The following is a 16,806-nucleotide window of genomic DNA, read 5'->3' as shown; positions in this document are numbered from 1 at the left end:
ATTGCCGTCGTGGGTGCCGGGCGCGGGCCTGTGACGGGGCGGAGGGCGTCGTTCATCGTGGCTGCTTCTGCATGAAACGCCCGACCCGCACTTCTAGCAGCATGCCCAGCCGTGAGCACGCTTCCACCAGTAGCAGGTAGCCGATGCACAGCACCAGCAGGGTTTCGACAAAGGCGAAGGTTTCCGAGCCGATGCCGGTCAGGACCATGGTCAGTTCGGGGATGGTGATGATCGACAGCACGGCGGTTTCCTTGCACAGGATGGTCACCAGATTGACCAGTGCCGGGAGGATGATCACCAGCATTTGCGGAATCTGAATGCGCGTGATGCATTGCAGGCGGCTGATGCCCAGGCAGTCGGCCGCCTCCAGTTGGCCACGGGCCACGGACTCAAAACCGGTGCGAAAAATCTCGGCGAAATAGACACTGCCATAGATGCCCAGACCGAGGATTCCGGCCGGGATGGGCTCCAGACTGAGCCCAAAAGACGGCCCGCCGTAATACACCAGAAACAGCTGGACCAGAAACGGCGTACTTCGAATCACCTCGATGAATACCCGTAGCGGCGCGCGAACCAGGGTGTTGCCGAACAGCTGCGCGACGGCGATCAGCATGCCGAGTATGAGCCCGAGAGCGACACCGGCAGACCAGGTGCCGAGGGTGACCATGAAACCTTGGCCGATGTCACCGAGGTGCTCGGTGATGATCCTGGGGTCGAAAATCATAGGGCTCGCTCCTTCAGATGACGCTCCAGCAGGCCACCACAAAACGCCAGCGGAATGTTGATCAGGCAGTAAAAACCAGCCAGCATCAGGTAGTCCTGAACGAACATGTAGTCACTGGCCGCTATGTTCTGTGCGGTACGGGTCAGGTCGGCCAGACCCACTACGGATACCAGCGACGACGCCTTGATCAGCAGAATCATTTCATTGACCAGCGCCGGCAGGGTCAGGCGCACGGCTTGAGGCACGCGAATGCGCACCAGCATTTGCCCTGCGCTCATGCCCAGCAGGCCGGCGGCTTCCAGTTGCCCGCCGGGAATGGCGAGAAAACCACCGCGCATGATCTCGGCGATATAAGCCCCTGCCGCCAGCGACAGGCCGATCACTGCCGCCACCATGGGCGAGACGTTTGGCAGGCCAATGCGCGGCAGGAAGTAATAGATAAACAGCAATTGCACCAGCAGCGGAATGCCGCGGAACACGAATATATAGGCGCCACCCAGACGTCTTAACAGCGGCACGGGTGACAACCGCAAGCTGCCGACGATAACGCCGATGACAAAACCAAAAACCAGTGCCGCGACCGAAACCTCAAGGGTCACCAGCAGGCTGCTCAGCAGCAACGGCAGGTTTTGCAGCAGTAAAGGCCAATCGAACATCGTCGTGACTCCACCCTCGATGATCGCCGGCCTGGTTGAGCCGGCGATCCGTTGATCCAACCCGCTAAAGCGGTTTACCAGGTTGGGTCGAAGTCAGCTTTAGGCACGTCCATTTCGGCCCCGAGCCATTTTTTCTGCAGGCTGGCGAGGCGACCGTCTTCATGCATTTTCAGCATGGCGGCGTTGAGGGCGGCGATCAGGCTGTTGGCGTCGTCATCCTTGCGTCCCAGGTAGGCAAAGTAGGATTTCTTGCCGAACGGCGGCATGACCACTTTGTACACGTTTGATTTCTCGGCCGCGACATAGGAAATGTTCGGCAGGGAGTTGGCCACTGCGACGATGCGCTTGGCCGCCAGGTCGGCATAGGCCTGGTTGTTGTCGACGTACTCGCGGATCGTGACTTTCTCCGGCAGGGTCGCGGCGAAGGATTTGAGCTCTTCGAGCTGCGCCGATCCTTTGCCTGCGCCGACGGTCTTGCCAGAGATATCTTCAGGCTTTTTGATGGTCTCGTCTTTGGCGCCAATCATCAGCGCTACGGTCGCTTCGGCGATCGGCATCACGAAGTGGTAGCGCTCTTTGCGCGCCTTGGTGACGATAATAGGGCCAGCGACCACGTCGAATTTCTTCGCTTCCAGCCCTGGCAATACGCTCGGCCACGGCAGGTCGAGGAACTTGATCTTGACCCCCAGTTCTTTGCCCAGTTGTTCGAACACTTCGGCGTTCAGACCTTTCTGTTTGCCGTTGTCGGTGAAGTCGAACGGTGCAAATTGCAGTTCGGTGCCCACAACCAGCTCACCGGCTTTTTTCACATCGGCCAGTTGATCGGCATGCGCCGCCAGGGGAGCAACGGCCAGGGCCATGGCGACGCACAGGCCGTTGAATGTCTTACTGAACAGAGAATCGAGTTGCATGGGGTAACTCCTTCATCAGATGCAGTGAACGCTGGTGGTTTGTGTCGGTTCTTGTGTTGGCTGCGGTGTTGATTTTTATGATTGTTGCTAAGGGTTCTTGCGGGTGACTCAATGGGATCTTGCCTATTGCTCAGTGCAGTTAGCGTGCCATACCTGTATGTACAACCTGAGATGAGCTTCAGTCGAGTATTTTCCCTGGATTGAGAATGCCGTTGGGGTCATAGCAATCCTTGAGTTGCTGCATCGCCTGGCGCGCTTCATGGCTGACCGAGTGATGAAGAAACTCGCGCTTGAGCAGGCCGATGCCATGTTCAGCGGACACCGATCCGCCCAACTCACCGATGGCGGTATAGACCAGTTCCTCAATCTCAAGGACAGGTGCTGGCTGTGGCAACGAATCGCAGTCCACGGTCAGGTGCAGGTTGCTGTCACCGATGTGACCGAAGTACACGCTGCGGTTACCCGGCCAGCGTTGCTCAAGGCGCTGACGACACAGCTCGGCGAAGTCGCCGATCTGGCCAATGGGCAGACTCACGTCGAAATTCAATGGCGTCATGCGCAACGGAAATTCACCGGTCGCTTCGCGAATCTTCCACAGTGCGCGGGCTTGGGTCTGTGAACTGGCCAGCACTGCATCCACCACTTCGCCAGCGTTGATGGCATCTTCCAGGGCCTGCTCCAGCCGCTCGCGGGGGGCGGCGGATTCCAGCAATACGTACAGTGGATAATCCTGCGATATCGGTGCTACCGGATTTTCCAGCCAGGAAACGCCCAGGCGGAAGAAATCCTGCCACATCAGCTCATAGGCTTGCGGTGTGCCGACGCTGCGTTGCACACGCCGCAGCAGGCACACCGCGCTGGCGTAGTCGGGCAGGGCGCACAGCAGGGTCGTGGTTTCACCGGGTAATGGCGCGAGCTTCAAGATGGCGCGGGTGATCACCCCAAGGGTGCCTTCGCTGCCGATGAAGCACTGTTTCAGGTCATAACCACAGTTGTTCTTGATCATTTTGTTCAGCAGATTGAGCACGCGGCCATCGGCCAAAACCACTTCCAGGCCGAGCACCAGGTCTCGGGTCATGCCATAGCGGATCACCGCATTGCCACCCGCGTTGGTCGCGATATTGCCACCGATCTGGCATGAGCCTCGGGCACCCAGGTCCAGAGGGAATAGAAAGCCTGCGTCGAGCGCCGCGTGCTGAATCTCTTGCAGCGTGGTGCCCGCCCAGACACTGATGGTGGCGGCGGCGGGGTCGATTTCTTCGATGCCGCGCATCCGCTCCAGTGACAGGGCGATGTCGGTTTCCCGAGGCACCGCGCCGCCAGCCAGTCCGGTCATTCCCCCTTGAGGCACGATCGTTTGCCGTGCTGCGTTGCAGATGCGCAAGGCGGCGACGACGTCCTCGGTGCTTCTTGGCAATAACACCGCCGCCGGACAGGCAGGTGCGTGTCCGGTCCAGTCGCTGTAGTGCCGTTGATTGATCGCGGCGCCCGTGACTACCGCCGTGTCACCCAATGCTGCACGCAATTGCTCGAGGGTCTGTTGTAGATGAGGCATTGGCCTAGCTCACGGTAAAAGAAGAAAGAGGATTCAGGCGCAACCCGCGACTGTCGAGCTGGCTCAAGTCCGGTTGGCCGAGCAAGGACAGGGCCAGACGTAACTCCTGTGTCAGCAGATCGAGGGCATGCCCGGCACCGGCCTGACCGCCGACGGCCACTCCATACAAGGTAGCGCGTCCCAGCAGAACCGCATCGGCACCCAGCGCGCAGGCCTTGAGAATGTCGGTGCCACGGCGGATTCCACTGTCGAGCAGCAACGCCAGCTTGCCTTTGGCCACGGCGGCAATCGCTGGCAAGCATTCAATGCTGGCGGGCACACCATCGAGTTGGCGGCCACCATGGTTACTGATCACCAGCCCGTCGAGTCCCAGGGCGACGGCCTTTTCGGCATCTGCCGGATGCAGCACGCCTTTGAGCAGCAGGTGTTGAGGCCAACGATCCCGCAGTCGCGCCAAGGCATCCCAATCAAGCCCGGTGTCCATCTGCGAGCCGATAAAGTGCGCGGCACCTTCGACGGTGCGGTGTTCGGCGGGCAGATAGCGTTCGATATTGGCCAGGTTCGGCAAGCCGTGTGGCCATAACGTCTGCTTCATCCAGCGCGGATGACGCAGTACATTGAGCGTGTTGCGCAGGCTCAGTTGGCGCGGGCGGACGAAATTGCGCTTGTCCCACTCGCGATTGCCCAGCAACACGGCATCGCTGGTCAGCAGCAGCGTTTTGCAGCCAACGGCAGTGGCGCGCTGCAACAGGTCTTGTTGCACTTGAGGGTCACGCAGGCAGTACAACTGGAACCACAGATTGACCTCAGGGACTGCGGCGACTATCTGCTCCAGCGAGCTGGTGGACACGGTGCTGAGGGTAAAGGGCAGGCCACGCTCAGTGGCGGCCCGCGCCAGGTGAATGTCGGCATCGCGGTAGAGCATGCCGTTGTAGCCAGTCGGGCCGATGGCCAAGGGCAGTGGCAAGGTTGTGCCCAGCAGCGAGCGTTGGGTGCGCGCGGCAGTGCAGGGGATCAGGGTGTGCGGCAGCAGGCTGATGTCGGCGAAGGCTTGACGGTTGCGCTTGAGGGTCAGCTCCTCTTCGGCACCGCCTTCCAGGTATTCCCAGGCGAAGTGCGGCAGCCGTTGGCGTGCCATCGATGCCAGTTCGGCAATGCTGTGTGCGCGACGGAAGTCCGGGCCTGAATGATAGCGACGCATGCACGCTCCTGAGTCGGTGAAGGCGCATATATAGCTATATGATCCTGTCTATACGGGTAAGGCAAGATGCAGGCCAATGCGCCAATTGCACATCATGAGGGTCGTTCCTGAGCCTGTGTTTACAGAATCAAACAGGATTTCTCGGGTATTCCTGGCAGAGACTGTCACCGAAAGTTGCACCCATTGAGGTCGTTCCGCCCACTGATGGGGCGAAGGGAAACCAGGCAATTGCGGATGACAAGCCGAAGTTGATTGTCAGAAAAACAAGCGGTGAGCGTAAGCATGAGGGTTTGCCGAAAAGGACAATGTCGGCGGCACAGTAAATGCTTACACCTGTATATACCGCGCGTTCCGCTGTGCGATTGATCCCTCCATTCCAGCTCGGTATAACCCCTATAAACAGGAGCGAGCATGACCTCTAGCGCTAATCTGCCCTTGATCGATATGTCCGGTGTTCGCGAAGGTGACCAAGCGAGTATTCGCCGGGCCGGTGATGCCATTCGCGTGGCCTGCAGCGAAATCGGCTTTTTCTACATCATCAATCACGGTGTGCCGCAGGACGTGATTGACCGGGCGATGGCGGCGGCAGCGCAGTTCTTTGCCTACCCGGCCGAGACCAAGCGTCAGGTGGCGGTGAATAAGCGGCACCGTGGCTGGCATGCGTTGGGCGGGGCTACCATGTATGAGGCGACCAAGCCGGATTTCAAGGAGTTCTTCAGCATCGGGCTGGAGCTGCCCGAAGACGATCCGTGTGTGGTGGCTGGACAAGCGTTGCGCGGACCGAATCAATGGCCGGCATTTATGCCGGAGCTGCGCACTGTGCTGGCTGAGTATTACGTCGAAATCGGCAAGGCCGGGGCCGATCTGTTGAAGGCGGTGGCGACAGGGCTGGGCATCGAGCAGGACTTCTTCAGCGGCAAATACCACACGCCGCTGCAACGGACGCAGATGGTGTATTACCCACCCCATCCGCCGATGGCCGAAGCCGATCAGTTCGGGGTTGCACCGCACACGGATTACGGCTGCATTACGTTGCTGTATCAGGACAACAGCGGGGGCTTGCAGGTGCGTGAGTTGGGCTCTAACCGCTGGATCGATGCCACGCCAATCCCCGGCAGTCTGGTGGTGAACGTCGGCGACCTGCTGGCGCATTGGTCCAATAACCGGTTCCGCTCGACCTTGCATCGAGTGATCAATAAATCAGGTCATGAACGCTATTCCATCGCGACCTTTTACGACCCGACCTACAGCGCGGTGGTCGATCCCTGTGATCTGGGTATCGATTCGGCATCGAGCCTGTACCCACCCGTGGCAGCGGGGGATTACATCCTCAAGCGGATTGATGATTCGATGGCGTATCGCAAAAAAGCGCAGTAAATCGCGTGCCTTTGACGGGGGGGGCTGGCTTAAATAAAAAGGGGAGTCAGCTCACGCTGACTCCCCTTTGCGTACCGCCAACGACCGTCAGATCACCTGAACAATCGCCTTGGTCACGACGTCGATGTTGCTCTGGTTCAGTGCGGCAACGCAGATCCGGCCCGTGTCGAGGGCGTAGATGCCGAATTCGTTACGCAGGCGATGAACCTGTTCGGTGGTCAGCCCGGAGTAGGAGAACATGCCGCGTTGACGACCGACGAAGCTGAAGTCGTGGTCGGTCTGGGCTGCCAGTTTCTCGACCATGGCCTGACGCATGCCGCGAATCCGCAGACGCATTTCGCCCAGTTCCTGCTCCCACATCTCGCGCAGCTCAGGGTTGTTAAGCACCGCAGCGACGATGGTTGCGCCGTGGGTCGGCGGGTTGGAGTAGTTGGTGCGGATCACGCGTTTGACCTGAGACAGAACCCGTGCGGTTTCGTCTTTCGATTCAGTGACGATCGACAACGCGCCAACGCGTTCGCCATACAGCGAGAACGATTTGGAGAACGAGCTGGAGGCGAAAAAGGTCAGGCCCGACTCGGCAAACAGACGCACTGCGGCGGCGTCTTCTTCGATGCCGTCGCCGAAGCCTTGGTACGCCATGTCCAGAAACGGCACGTGGCCCTTGGCTTTGAGCACGTCGAGGACATTTTTCCAGTCCTCAGGGCTCAGGTCGACACCCGTCGGGTTATGGCAGCAGGCGTGCAGGACCACGATCGAACCTGACGGCAGGTTCTGCAAATCTTCGAGCATGCCTGAACGGTTCACGTCATGGCTGGTCGCATCATAATAACGGTAGTTCTGAACCGGGAAACCAGCGGTCTCGAACAGCGCACGGTGGTTTTCCCAGCTTGGATCGCTGATGGCCACGACCGCGTCGGGTTTGAGCTGCTTGAGGAAGTCGGCGCCGATTTTCAATGCACCGGTACCGCCTACAGCCTGGACGGTCAGGGCACGCCCGGAATCCAGCAGCGGCGACTCAGCACCGAACAGCAGTTTTTGCACGGCCAGGTCGTAAGCGGCAATGCCATCGATCGGCAAGTAACCGCGTGCGACGTGTTGAGCCACGCGAATGCTCTCGGCTTCGGCGACGGCACGCAGGAGTGGAATTCGCCCCTCTTCGTTGCAGTACACCCCGACCCCCAGGTTGACCTTAAAGGTACGGGTATCGGCGTTGAATGCTTCGTTGAGGCCCAGGATTGGATCGCGTGGTGCCATTTCGACAGCGGAGAACAGGCTCATTTTTACGGCAGCTCTGAATGGAGGATTGAAGGGGGACAACGCTCCGGCCGAGTGCACTAGAGCGGTGCGCAAACGGGGACCTAGTATAGAGAGCATCGTTCAGCGCTGCGACAGGTTGGAGCGCGTTTTTCAGGGTTTTTTAGGGTTTTCCACATTTATTTTTCGACCGTCAGTCAAATTGCAACGGCAATTGTTTCGGGCTTGTAGGATGGGGTGCTTGAAAGGTGACATCTTTGACTCCATTTGTAGTGTCTTCACGTCTTTTCCCGACGGCATCGGTCGTTCGCGGTTTTCTCGTTTCAGCGCTGTTTTGCAGGCCGGAATGAACCCAGAGGTAACGTATGTCTGAGTTTGAGCTCGTAACCCGTTTCCAGCCAGCCGGTGATCAGCCGGAAGCTATTCGCTTGATGGTCGAAGGGATCGAGGCCGGGCTGGCGCACCAGACATTGCTCGGCGTAACCGGTTCGGGCAAGACCTTCAGCATCGCCAACGTGATCGCGCAAGTGCAGCGTCCGACCCTGGTGCTGGCGCCGAACAAAACCCTGGCGGCGCAGTTGTACGGTGAGTTCAAGGCGTTCTTTCCGAACAACGCAGTCGAGTATTTCGTCTCTTACTACGATTACTACCAGCCAGAAGCGTACGTGCCGTCGTCGGATACGTTCATCGAGAAGGATGCTTCGATCAACGACCATATCGAACAGATGCGGTTGTCGGCGACCAAGGCGTTGCTGGAGCGCAAGGACGCGATCATCGTCACCACGGTGTCGTGCATCTACGGCTTGGGCAGTCCCGAGACGTATTTGAAGATGGTGCTGCACGTCGATCGCGGTGACAGACTCGATCAACGCGAGCTGCTTCGGCGTCTGGCTGATTTGCAATACACCCGCAACGACGTGGACTTTGCTCGTGCGACATTTCGCGTGCGCGGAGACGTGATCGACATCCACCCGGCTGAGTCGGACTTTGAAGCGATCCGCATCGAGTTGTTCGACGATGAGGTCGAGAACATTTCTGCCTTTGACCCGCTGACGGGCGCAGTGATTCGCAAACTGCCGCGCTTCACGTTCTATCCGAAGAGTCATTACGTGACGCCGCGCGAAACGCTGCTGGATGCGATGGAAGGCATCAAGGTCGAGCTTCAGGAACGGCTGGAGTACCTGCGCAGCAATAACAAGCTGGTGGAAGCGCAACGGCTGGAGCAGCGCACCCGTTTCGATCTGGAAATGATTCTGGAACTTGGCTACTGCAACGGCATCGAAAACTACTCGCGCTACCTGTCTGGACGACCTTCCGGTGCGCCGCCGCCGACGTTGTATGACTACTTGCCGGCCGATGCATTGCTGGTGATCGACGAGTCCCACGTCAGCGTGCCGCAGGTGGGTGCGATGTATAAGGGCGACCGCTCACGTAAGGAAACCCTGGTCGAGTACGGCTTCCGTCTGCCGTCGGCTCTGGATAACCGGCCGATGCGCTTCGATGAGTGGGAACGCGTCAGCCCGCAGACGATTTTTGTCTCGGCCACCCCCGGCAACTATGAGGCTGAGCATGCCGGTCGGGTGATTGAGCAGTTGGTACGACCTACCGGTCTGGTCGACCCGCAGATCGAGATTCGTCCGGCGCTGACTCAAGTTGATGACCTGCTGTCAGAGATCGGCAAGCGTGTGGCCGTGGGTGAGCGGGTGTTGGTCACTACCTTGACCAAGCGCATGTCCGAAGACCTGACCGATTACCTGGCCGATCATGGCGTTCGGGTGCGTTACCTGCACTCGGATATCGAAACCGTGGAGCGAGTCGAAATCATCCGCGACCTGCGCTTGGGTACGTTCGATGTGCTAGTGGGCATCAACCTGCTGCGCGAAGGCCTGGACATGCCTGAAGTCTCGCTGGTGGCGATTCTCGACGCTGACAAAGAAGGCTTCCTGCGTTCAGAGCGTTCGCTGATTCAGACCATTGGCCGTGCTGCGCGTAACCTCAACGGCCGGGCGATTTTGTACGCCGACCGCATTACCGGCTCGATGGAGCGGGCGATTGGCGAAACCGACCGTCGTCGGGACAAGCAGATTGCTTACAACCTGGAGCACGGCATCACCCCTAAAGGCGTGTTCAAGGACGTTGCTGACATCATGGAAGGCGCCGTCGTGCCAGGTTCGCGCAGCAAGAAGCGCAAAGGCATGGCCAAGGCCGCCGAAGAGAACGCCAAGTACGAAGCCGAGTTGCGCTCGCCGGGCGAGATCGGCAAGCGTATTCGTCAATTGGAAGAGAAGATGTACCAACTGGCCCGCGACCTCGAGTTCGAGGCTGCGGCACAGATGCGTGACGAGATCGGCAAGCTGCGTGAGCGGTTATTGACGGTTTGATGTTGAGCAATTCATTCGCGAAAGTGCCAGTGCAGGCACTGGCACTCGTTAATGCGCAGCCCCACCCTTGACCCCAACAGGGAGCGCTTTGGTCAGCAACACGGCGATCATGCTGATCCCTAGTGCGATACCGACGAAATGGAAGGCGTCGTTGTAGGCCATGATGGATGCCTGCTGGTGCGTGATCTCACTGAGTCTGCCCAGAGCGGCTTGTTCGTTGCCCAGCTTGTCGGTGAGCAAGGCCATGCGCTCAGCGACCTGCGGGTTGCTCGGGACAATGGCTTCGCGCAAATAGTCGAAATAGGTCTTGGTCCTGGCATCAAGCAGGGTGGAGAGCAGGGCGATGCCAACGGCGCCTCCCAGGTTTCGCAGGATGTTGAACAGGCTCGACGCTGAGCCCGCGTCTTTCGGCTGGATATAGACGGTGGCGATCAACGAGATGGTAACCATGATCATCGGTTGGCCGAGGGCGCGCACGATCTGGATCTGATTGAGTTGCGGCCCGGCGAAGTCCAGGTTGAGCGCTCCAGACGCGAAGCTGGCAAACCCGAACAGCCCGAAACCGATGGCGCACAGTAGCTTCGGCGGTATCACTTTCATCAGTTGCGGCACCAGCGGGATCAAAAACAACTGTGGAACGCCCATCCACATGATCACTTCGCCGATCTGCTGCGCGTTGTAGCCTTGAATTTGCGCGAGGTACAGCGGCAACAGATAAATCGAGCCGTACAAACCCACACCCATCCCCACGCTGGAGATACTCGACAGGCCAAAATTGCGCTCGCCTAAAATACGCAGGTTGATCAGTGGCTCTGGTTTGGAAAGTTGCAGAATCACAAAAGTGATCAGGCTGACTAGGGCGATGCTGCCCAGGCTGACAATCAGGTGGGATTCGAGCCAGTCCTTGCGGTGACCTTCCTCCAGAAACACCTGCAGGCAGCCCAGGCCGACCCCCAGGGTGACGATGCCCGCGTAGTCGGTGCTTTTCAGCAGTTCCCAGTGCGAAGCTTTCTTTTCGAGGCCGTAGAGCAAGCCGGCGATCATCAGCAGGCCGGGCGGTATGTTGATGTAGAAAATGTACTGCCAGCCATAGTTCTCTGTCAGCCAGCCGCCCAGCGTCGGGCCGATCGAGGGCGCGAATGTCGCTGTCATCGCAAACAGGGCCATCCCTTTGGCGCGATGATGTTCGGGCAGTTTGATCAGGGTCATGGTGAACGCCAGCGGGATCAGCGCGCCACCGGTGAAGCCCTGCAAGGCGCGGAACACGATCATGCTGTCCAGACTCCAGGCCATGGAACAGAGCATGGAGGACAGCAGAAACCCGCCCGAAACCCAGACCGCCAGGCGTCGCGCCGAGAGCAACTGCACCAGCCAGGCGGTGAGCGGAATCATGATGATTTCCGCCACCAGGTACGAGGTGGAAATCCACGAGCCTTCTTCGAGGGTTGCCGACAGCGCGCCCTGAATGTCCTTGAGCGAAGAGTTGGTGATCTGGATGTCCAGCACCGCCATAAAGGCGCCCAGCATCACGCTCATGACCGCGATCCAGTCCCGTCGGCTTGGCTCGCCAGCGGGGCGGATCAGTTGATCACCGGCCACTGTCAGCGCCGTTTGCCTTGATGTTGACCTTGACCGTCACCGACATGCCGGGACGGATTTTGCCGTGCAACGGGTTATCGGCGGCAAACGTCAGCTTCACTGGAATACGCTGTACCACCTTGGTGAAGTTGCCGGTGGCGTTGTCCGGCGGCAGCAGGCTGAATTGCGCACCAGAGGCGGCGAACAGGCTTTCGACCCTGGCATTGATCGGGGTATCGGAATAGGCGTCGAAAATCAGTTCGGCCGCTTGCCCAGGCGCCATATGGCCGATCTGGGTTTCCTTGAAGTTGGCCTGAATCCAGATGTCTTCATCCGGCACGATCGACAGCAGGTACGCACCGACCTGTACATACTGGCCATTGCGCGCCCCGCGTTGGCCGATCATTCCGCTGAGTGGCGCGCGAATCTCGCTGCGTCGCAGATTGAGTTCAGCTTGAGCAAGGTCGGTGCGGGCGTTGGCGATCTGTGCGTCGAGGCGTTTGATTTCCGCCGAGAGGGCGACGACCTGTTGCCGCTGGCCTTGTACCTCGGCCTGGGCCTTGGTGACCTGCGAGCGTGCGATATGACTGTCGGCAGACAGGGTGGTGACGCGCTCTTCGGAAATGTAGCCGGGTTTGCGCAAAGTCTCTGCGCGATTCAAATCGATTTGTGTGCGGCCAAAGGTTGCTTGACTGGCTGCCACTTGGGCTTCGGCGGACGCAATCATGCTGGCTTGCTGGGTCAACTTGCTGTTTGCCTGAATCCGCTCCGCTTCACGGGTATCGAGCATGGCCTTCGCCCGGTCAACGGCCAGGTGGAAGTCAGCGGCGTCCAGCTTCACCAGCAGTTGGCCTTTTTCGACGTGCTGGTTGTCCTGGACCAGGACTTCATCGACGCGCGCGGCCAACTGGCTGGAAATTCGGGTGATTTCGCCCTGTACATAGGCGTTGTCGGTGGTTTCATAGAAGCGGCCCTTGAAGTACCACTGGGCAAAAAAGGCGAGGGCGATCAGTAGGGCAATCGTGAAGAAGACGTACAAACGGCGTTTAAGTTGGGCGGGCATGGGCGTTCTGAATTAGTTGAAATGTAAGCAAACTTATCAGTGTTTAATTCTGGCACATAGCCACATGCCTGAATAATGACTGAGGGTGATGTTTGGGTATTCATTTAGTCCGTTATGCCTTGTATATACCTTCTATGGGGCATGCAGGCGCTCGGCCGTACGTTGATTGCGCCCCTGCGCTGGAGCCATGGGGGGTGCGCCTGTTAAGATTCGACGCTTGTTCGACCTATTCGAGATCTTTCATGACCACCGTCCGCACCCGCATCGCGCCATCGCCCACTGGCGACCCCCACGTTGGCACTGCCTACATCGCATTGTTCAATTATTGCTTTGCCAAGCAACACGGTGGCGAGTTCATCCTGCGCATCGAAGACACTGACCAAGTGCGCTCGACACGTGAGTCTGAACAGCAGATTTTCGATGCGTTGCGCTGGTTGGGAATCGAGTGGAGCGAAGGCCCGGATGTCGGTGGTCCTCACGGCCCTTATCGGCAGAGTGAGCGGGGCGACATTTACCAGAAGTATTCCAAGCAACTGGTCGAGATGGGCTACGCGTTCCCGTGCTTCTGCACCGCGGAAGAGCTCGATCAGATGCGTGCCGAGCAGATGGCCCGGGGCGAAACCCCGCGATACGACGGCCGTGCATTGTTGCTGTCGAAGGAAGAGGTTCAGCGTCGTCTGGACGCTGGCGAGCCTCATGTGATCCGCATGAAAGTGCCAAGCGAAGGCGTTTGCGTGGTGCCGGACATGCTGCGTGGCGACGTCGAGATCCCGTGGGATCGCATGGACATGCAAGTGTTGATGAAGACCGATGGGCTGCCGACCTACTTTCTGGCCAACGTCGTCGACGACCATCTGATGGGTATCACCCATGTTCTGCGCGGTGAAGAGTGGCTGCCGTCTGCACCTAAACTGATCCTGCTGTACGAGTATTTCGGTTGGGATCAGCCGGAGCTGTGCTACATGCCGCTGCTGCGTAATCCGGACAAGAGCAAGCTGTCCAAGCGCAAGAACCCGACTTCGGTGACGTTCTACGAGCGTATGGGTTTCATGCCTGAAGCCATGCTCAACTACCTGGGTCGCATGGGCTGGTCGATGCCGGACGAGCGCGAGAAGTTCTCGCTGGAAGAAATGGTCGAGCATTTCGACCTGTCGCGCGTTTCGTTGGGCGGGCCGATTTTCGATATCGAGAAGCTGTCGTGGCTCAACGGCCAATGGCTGCGCGAGTTGCCGGTCGAAGAGTTTGCCCGTCGTGTGCAGAATTGGGCGCTGAATCCCGAGTACATGATGAAAATCGCCCCTCACGTCCAGGGACGCGTAGAAACCTTTAGTCAGGTCGCGCCGTTGGCCGGTTTCTTCTTCGCCGGTGGCTTGCAACTGGATGCCAAACTGTTCGAGCACAAAAAGCTGTCGCCCGATCAGGTTCGGCAGTTGATGCAGTTGATTCTGTGGAAGCTGGAAACTCTGCGCCAGTGGGAAAAAGATCCGATTACAGGCTGCATTCAGGCCGTGGTCGAGCACCTGGAGCTCAAACTGCGCGACGCCATGCCGCTGATGTTCGCTGCAATCACGGGTCAGGCCAGTTCGGTCTCGGTCCTCGATGCGATGGAAATTCTCGGTCCGGACCTGACACGCTTCCGTCTGCGTCAGGCTATCGACTTGCTTGGCGGCGTATCGAAGAAAGAAAACAAGGAATGGGAAAAGCTGTTGGGCGCCATTGCCTGACACGCTTGCCAGGCGTTGTTGGTCATTGTGTCTGCCTGGAGTAGGGCGCACAGTGGCCGTTGCGCCCCCGGATTTACGGGGGTTGGGCGGTAAGTGATTGTTATGCCGACGAAAAATATTGGAATTTGTTGAAAATATATTTGACAGGTTCCGAGGTCGCGCTTAATATGCGCCCCGTCCACAACGTGGGGCTATAGCTCAGCTGGGAGAGCGCTTGCATGGCATGCAAGAGGTCAACGGTTCGATCCCGTTTAGCTCCACCAAATTGTACAGTTCAAGGCTTGGCCACGCAGGCCTTGAATCGATCAGACTTAGTCTGATCACGTTGTATAGAAGGTTTTGCGTCCCCTTCGTCTAGTGGCCTAGGACACCGCCCTTTCACGGCGGTAACAGGGGTTCGAGTCCCCTAGGGGACGCCAGTATCAAGAAGCAGTGCCGCGAGGTATTGCTCCGCCGCGAGGCGAAAAATCCGGGGCTATAGCTCAGCTGGGAGAGCGCTTGCATGGCATGCAAGAGGTCAACGGTTCGATCCCGTTTAGCTCCACCAAATTGTACAGTTCAAGGCTTGGCCACGCAGGCCTTGAATCGATCAGACTCAGTCTGATCACGTTGTATAGAAGGTTTTGCGTCCCCTTCGTCTAGTGGCCTAGGACACCGCCCTTTCACGGCGGTAACAGGGGTTCGAGTCCCCTAGGGGACGCCACGATTACCCGTTCTACGGGACCAGGGGTCATTCAATTATTGAATGGCCCTTTTGTTTTTGTGCTGCGTTTTATCCCTCCTGCCGTATGTTCCATCAATCCCTTCCTGCGCTGTAGCGCATTCATCCTGCCGACCGGCGGCATGACAATCTGCTTGCCAATAATTATTATGAGAATAATATTATTTCCATAATATTTGGAGGCGAGCATGAACGATAAAAAGGCGCAAACCCGCGAGCGTATTCTTCAGGCCGCCAGCTCTGCGCTGATCCAGCAGGGACCGGTTGAGCCGAGTGTCAGCGACGTAATGGGCGCCGCAGGCCTGACGGTGGGTGGTTTCTACGCGCACTTTGAAAGCAAGGACGCCTTGATGCTGGAGGCCTTCAGTCAATTGCTCAGCCAGCGCAGGGCGCTGATGGCGCAAATTGACGAGCACTTGGCTGGCGATGAGCGCCGAGCGCTGGTCGCCGCCTTCTATTTGTCGCGTAAGCATCGGGACGCTACTGAGCATGCCTGTCCGTTGCCGTCGACCGTGGGTGAGTTGTCGCGTCTGCCTGACGGTTTTCGTGCGGTGTTGGCCGAGCATGTGGAATTGATGGTGGCGCAATTGGCGGACAGCCCTGAAGACGCCGACAAGGTCCTGGCGGACGTGGCATTGATGACCGGTGGTCTGGCCCTGGCGCGCGCTTTAGGCCCGTGCGAACTATCTGATCGGGTACTCCGGGCCGCAAAGTCGGCGGTACTGTGATGAACGCTGTTTGCAGTGCCAGGATTTAAAACACACAACGCAACGCAGTGAGTTTGCAGGAGAGAAGCGATGAGCAGTTTAGGCTGGGTTCGCGGAGTCAATGGCACCTTGGGTCGGCTGGCACCCAGGCTGGTGGCAGCAAAAATGCATCTGGCGTTCACTACCCCGCAGCATCGATTGCCGTCTGACTGGGAATTGCCAGTCCTGGCCCGTGCCGAGCGCGTGACCTTGCGCTTCGGTCTTTCCGCCTTGCGTTGGGGGGCGGGACCTACGGTGTTGCTCATGCATGGCTGGGAAGGGCGCCCAACTCAATTCGCCAGCCTGATAGAGGCCTTGGTCACTGCGGGTTATACCGTTGTGGCGCTTGACGGTCCGGGCCATGGGCAGTCCCCGGGTCGTGAGGCTCATGTGGTGTTGTTTGCCAGGGCGCTGCTGGAAGCCTCCGCAGAGCTTCCTCCGCTCAAAGCCGTGATTGGCCATTCCATGGGCGGCGCCAGCGTGCTACTGGCGACCCAGATGGGCCTGCGCAGCGAAACCCTGGTGAGCATTGCCGCGCCAAGCCGTGTATTGGCCGTGCTGCGTGGTTTTGCGCATCGGGTTGGATTGCCGCCTGTGGCGCGCTCTTCGTTCATCCGGCAGTTCGAACGCGAGGTGGGCATGGCGGCGTCTGCGCTGGATGTCAGCCGCTATGAGTTGAATGTGCCAGGCTTGATCGTGCATGCAGAGGATGACCTCATGGTGCCGGTGGACGAAGCGCAACGGATCCACGATGCCTGGTTTGACAGCCGCTTGTTGCGCCTCAAACAGGGCGGACACCAGCGGGTGCTAGCCGATCCAAAGGTGATCGAGGGCGTGCTGGCGTTGCTGGCCGGCAGCGCACACCCGCAGCGCCAATCTGCCTGAGCTTCCGTTACACTGCTCGCGAGTTGC

13 protein-coding genes and 4 tRNA genes are annotated in these 16,806 nt (G+C 58.8%); 9 read left to right on the top strand and 8 right to left on the bottom strand.

The features are described from left to right. Positions 1-52: 52 nt before the first annotated feature. From AC1MEA_RS23830 to AC1MEA_RS23810, 5 genes are all read right to left on the bottom strand, one after another. Positions 53-724 carry an amino acid ABC transporter permease gene (locus tag AC1MEA_RS23830; protein ID WP_219060763.1) on the bottom strand — a complete coding sequence of 224 codons (672 nt, stop codon included), beginning with the start codon at positions 722-724 and terminating at the stop codon, positions 53-55. After that, positions 721-1,380 carry an amino acid ABC transporter permease gene (locus AC1MEA_RS23825; protein ID WP_219060764.1) on the bottom strand — a complete coding sequence of 220 codons (660 nt, stop codon included), beginning with the start codon at positions 1,378-1,380 and terminating at the stop codon, positions 721-723. The genes AC1MEA_RS23830 and AC1MEA_RS23825 overlap by 4 nt, the downstream gene beginning before the upstream one ends. Before the next feature lie 74 nt (positions 1,381-1,454). Next, on the bottom strand, positions 1,455-2,291 hold the full coding sequence (locus AC1MEA_RS23820; protein WP_449635192.1) for a transporter substrate-binding domain-containing protein: 837 nt from the start codon (positions 2,289-2,291) through the stop codon (positions 1,455-1,457). Positions 2,292-2,469: 178 nt separating this feature from the next. After that, a complete protein-coding gene (locus AC1MEA_RS23815; protein WP_480417563.1) occupies positions 2,470-3,846 on the bottom strand; it encodes an FAD-binding oxidoreductase in 1,377 nt (458 codons plus the stop codon). A 4-nt stretch (positions 3,847-3,850) separates the two neighbouring features. After that, positions 3,851-5,047, bottom strand: a complete 1,197-nt coding sequence (locus tag AC1MEA_RS23810) for an alpha-hydroxy acid oxidase (protein WP_480417562.1) — start codon at positions 5,045-5,047, stop codon at positions 3,851-3,853. Positions 5,048-5,458: 411 nt separating this feature from the next. Here AC1MEA_RS23810 and AC1MEA_RS23805 point away from each other — a divergent pair, with 411 nt between their 5' ends. Next, positions 5,459-6,424, top strand: a complete 966-nt coding sequence (locus tag AC1MEA_RS23805) for an isopenicillin N synthase family dioxygenase (protein WP_480417561.1) — start codon at positions 5,459-5,461, stop codon at positions 6,422-6,424. An 87-nt stretch (positions 6,425-6,511) separates the two neighbouring features. Here AC1MEA_RS23805 and AC1MEA_RS23800 read toward each other — a convergent pair whose 3' ends face one another. Continuing rightward, entirely contained in the window at positions 6,512-7,705 is a 1,194-nt protein-coding gene (locus tag AC1MEA_RS23800; protein ID WP_219060769.1) for an amino acid aminotransferase, read from the bottom strand. A 341-nt stretch (positions 7,706-8,046) separates the two neighbouring features. Between AC1MEA_RS23800 and uvrB the strand changes: the two genes are divergently transcribed. Further along, positions 8,047-10,062 carry an excinuclease ABC subunit UvrB gene (gene uvrB / locus AC1MEA_RS23795; RefSeq protein ID WP_219060770.1) on the top strand — a complete coding sequence of 672 codons (2,016 nt, stop codon included), beginning with the start codon at positions 8,047-8,049 and terminating at the stop codon, positions 10,060-10,062. Positions 10,063-10,110: 48 nt separating this feature from the next. Here uvrB and AC1MEA_RS23790 read toward each other — a convergent pair whose 3' ends face one another. Both AC1MEA_RS23790 and AC1MEA_RS23785 read right to left on the bottom strand, forming a co-directional pair. Further along, on the bottom strand, positions 10,111-11,661 hold the full coding sequence (locus AC1MEA_RS23790; protein WP_480417560.1) for an MDR family MFS transporter: 1,551 nt from the start codon (positions 11,659-11,661) through the stop codon (positions 10,111-10,113). Then, the gene (locus AC1MEA_RS23785; RefSeq protein WP_219060772.1) at positions 11,651-12,703 is read right to left on the bottom strand and encodes an HlyD family secretion protein; all 1,053 of its coding nucleotides are present in this window, start codon (positions 12,701-12,703) and stop codon (positions 11,651-11,653) included. The genes AC1MEA_RS23790 and AC1MEA_RS23785 overlap by 11 nt, the downstream gene beginning before the upstream one ends. 242 nt (positions 12,704-12,945) lie before the next feature. Between AC1MEA_RS23785 and gltX the strand changes: the two genes are divergently transcribed. The 7 genes from gltX (at position 12,946) to AC1MEA_RS23750 (ending at position 16,779) form a co-directional block, all read left to right on the top strand. Continuing rightward, positions 12,946-14,427, top strand: coding sequence for a glutamate--tRNA ligase (gene gltX / locus AC1MEA_RS23780; protein WP_219060773.1), 1,482 nt, complete (start codon positions 12,946-12,948; stop codon positions 14,425-14,427). Positions 14,428-14,614: 187 nt separating this feature from the next. Then, positions 14,615-14,690 (top strand) — tRNA-Ala (locus AC1MEA_RS23775). An 80-nt stretch (positions 14,691-14,770) separates the two neighbouring features. Continuing rightward, positions 14,771-14,846, top strand: a tRNA-Glu gene (locus AC1MEA_RS23770). 52 nt (positions 14,847-14,898) lie between these two features. Further along, a tRNA-Ala gene (locus AC1MEA_RS23765) sits at positions 14,899-14,974 on the top strand. An 80-nt stretch (positions 14,975-15,054) separates the two neighbouring features. Next, positions 15,055-15,130: transfer RNA gene (locus AC1MEA_RS23760), tRNA-Glu, on the top strand. 206 nt (positions 15,131-15,336) lie between these two features. Then, positions 15,337-15,876 carry a TetR/AcrR family transcriptional regulator gene (locus AC1MEA_RS23755; RefSeq protein ID WP_219060774.1) on the top strand — a complete coding sequence of 180 codons (540 nt, stop codon included), beginning with the start codon at positions 15,337-15,339 and terminating at the stop codon, positions 15,874-15,876. 69 nt (positions 15,877-15,945) lie between these two features. Beyond that, positions 15,946-16,779: an alpha/beta fold hydrolase gene (locus AC1MEA_RS23750; RefSeq protein ID WP_480417559.1), complete on the top strand. Its 834-nt coding sequence runs from the start codon at positions 15,946-15,948 to the stop codon at positions 16,777-16,779. Positions 16,780-16,806: the final 27 nt, after the last annotated feature.

The organism is Pseudomonas sp. ASL8, from assembly GCF_056680355.1.
The sequence above is the reverse complement of the archived record's forward strand: the minus strand, read 5'-3'. Positions and strand labels throughout refer to the sequence as shown.

What these genes read in the sequence shown, in the direction of transcription:
- AC1MEA_RS23805 (WP_480417561.1), top strand. Translation starts at nt 5,459, where the DNA reads ATGACCTCTAGCGCTAATCTGCCCTTGATCGATATGTCCGGTGTTCGC.
- AC1MEA_RS23755 (WP_219060774.1), top strand. Translation starts at nt 15,337, where the DNA reads ATGAACGATAAAAAGGCGCAAACCCGCGAGCGTATTCTTCAGGCCGCC.
- uvrB (WP_219060770.1), top strand. Translation starts at nt 8,047, where the DNA reads ATGTCTGAGTTTGAGCTCGTAACCCGTTTCCAGCCAGCCGGTGATCAG.
- AC1MEA_RS23825 (WP_219060764.1), bottom strand. Translation starts at nt 1,380, where the DNA reads ATGTTCGATTGGCCTTTACTGCTGCAAAACCTGCCGTTGCTGCTGAGC.
- AC1MEA_RS23815 (WP_480417563.1), bottom strand. Translation starts at nt 3,846, where the DNA reads ATGCCTCATCTACAACAGACCCTCGAGCAATTGCGTGCAGCATTGGGT.
- AC1MEA_RS23810 (WP_480417562.1), bottom strand. Translation starts at nt 5,047, where the DNA reads ATGCGTCGCTATCATTCAGGCCCGGACTTCCGTCGCGCACACAGCATT.
- AC1MEA_RS23820 (WP_449635192.1), bottom strand. Translation starts at nt 2,291, where the DNA reads ATGCAACTCGATTCTCTGTTCAGTAAGACATTCAACGGCCTGTGCGTC.
- AC1MEA_RS23800 (WP_219060769.1), bottom strand. Translation starts at nt 7,705, where the DNA reads ATGAGCCTGTTCTCCGCTGTCGAAATGGCACCACGCGATCCAATCCTG.
- gltX (WP_219060773.1), top strand. Translation starts at nt 12,946, where the DNA reads ATGACCACCGTCCGCACCCGCATCGCGCCATCGCCCACTGGCGACCCC.
- AC1MEA_RS23785 (WP_219060772.1), bottom strand. Translation starts at nt 12,703, where the DNA reads ATGCCCGCCCAACTTAAACGCCGTTTGTACGTCTTCTTCACGATTGCC.
- AC1MEA_RS23830 (WP_219060763.1), bottom strand. Translation starts at nt 724, where the DNA reads ATGATTTTCGACCCCAGGATCATCACCGAGCACCTCGGTGACATCGGC.
- AC1MEA_RS23750 (WP_480417559.1), top strand. Translation starts at nt 15,946, where the DNA reads ATGAGCAGTTTAGGCTGGGTTCGCGGAGTCAATGGCACCTTGGGTCGG.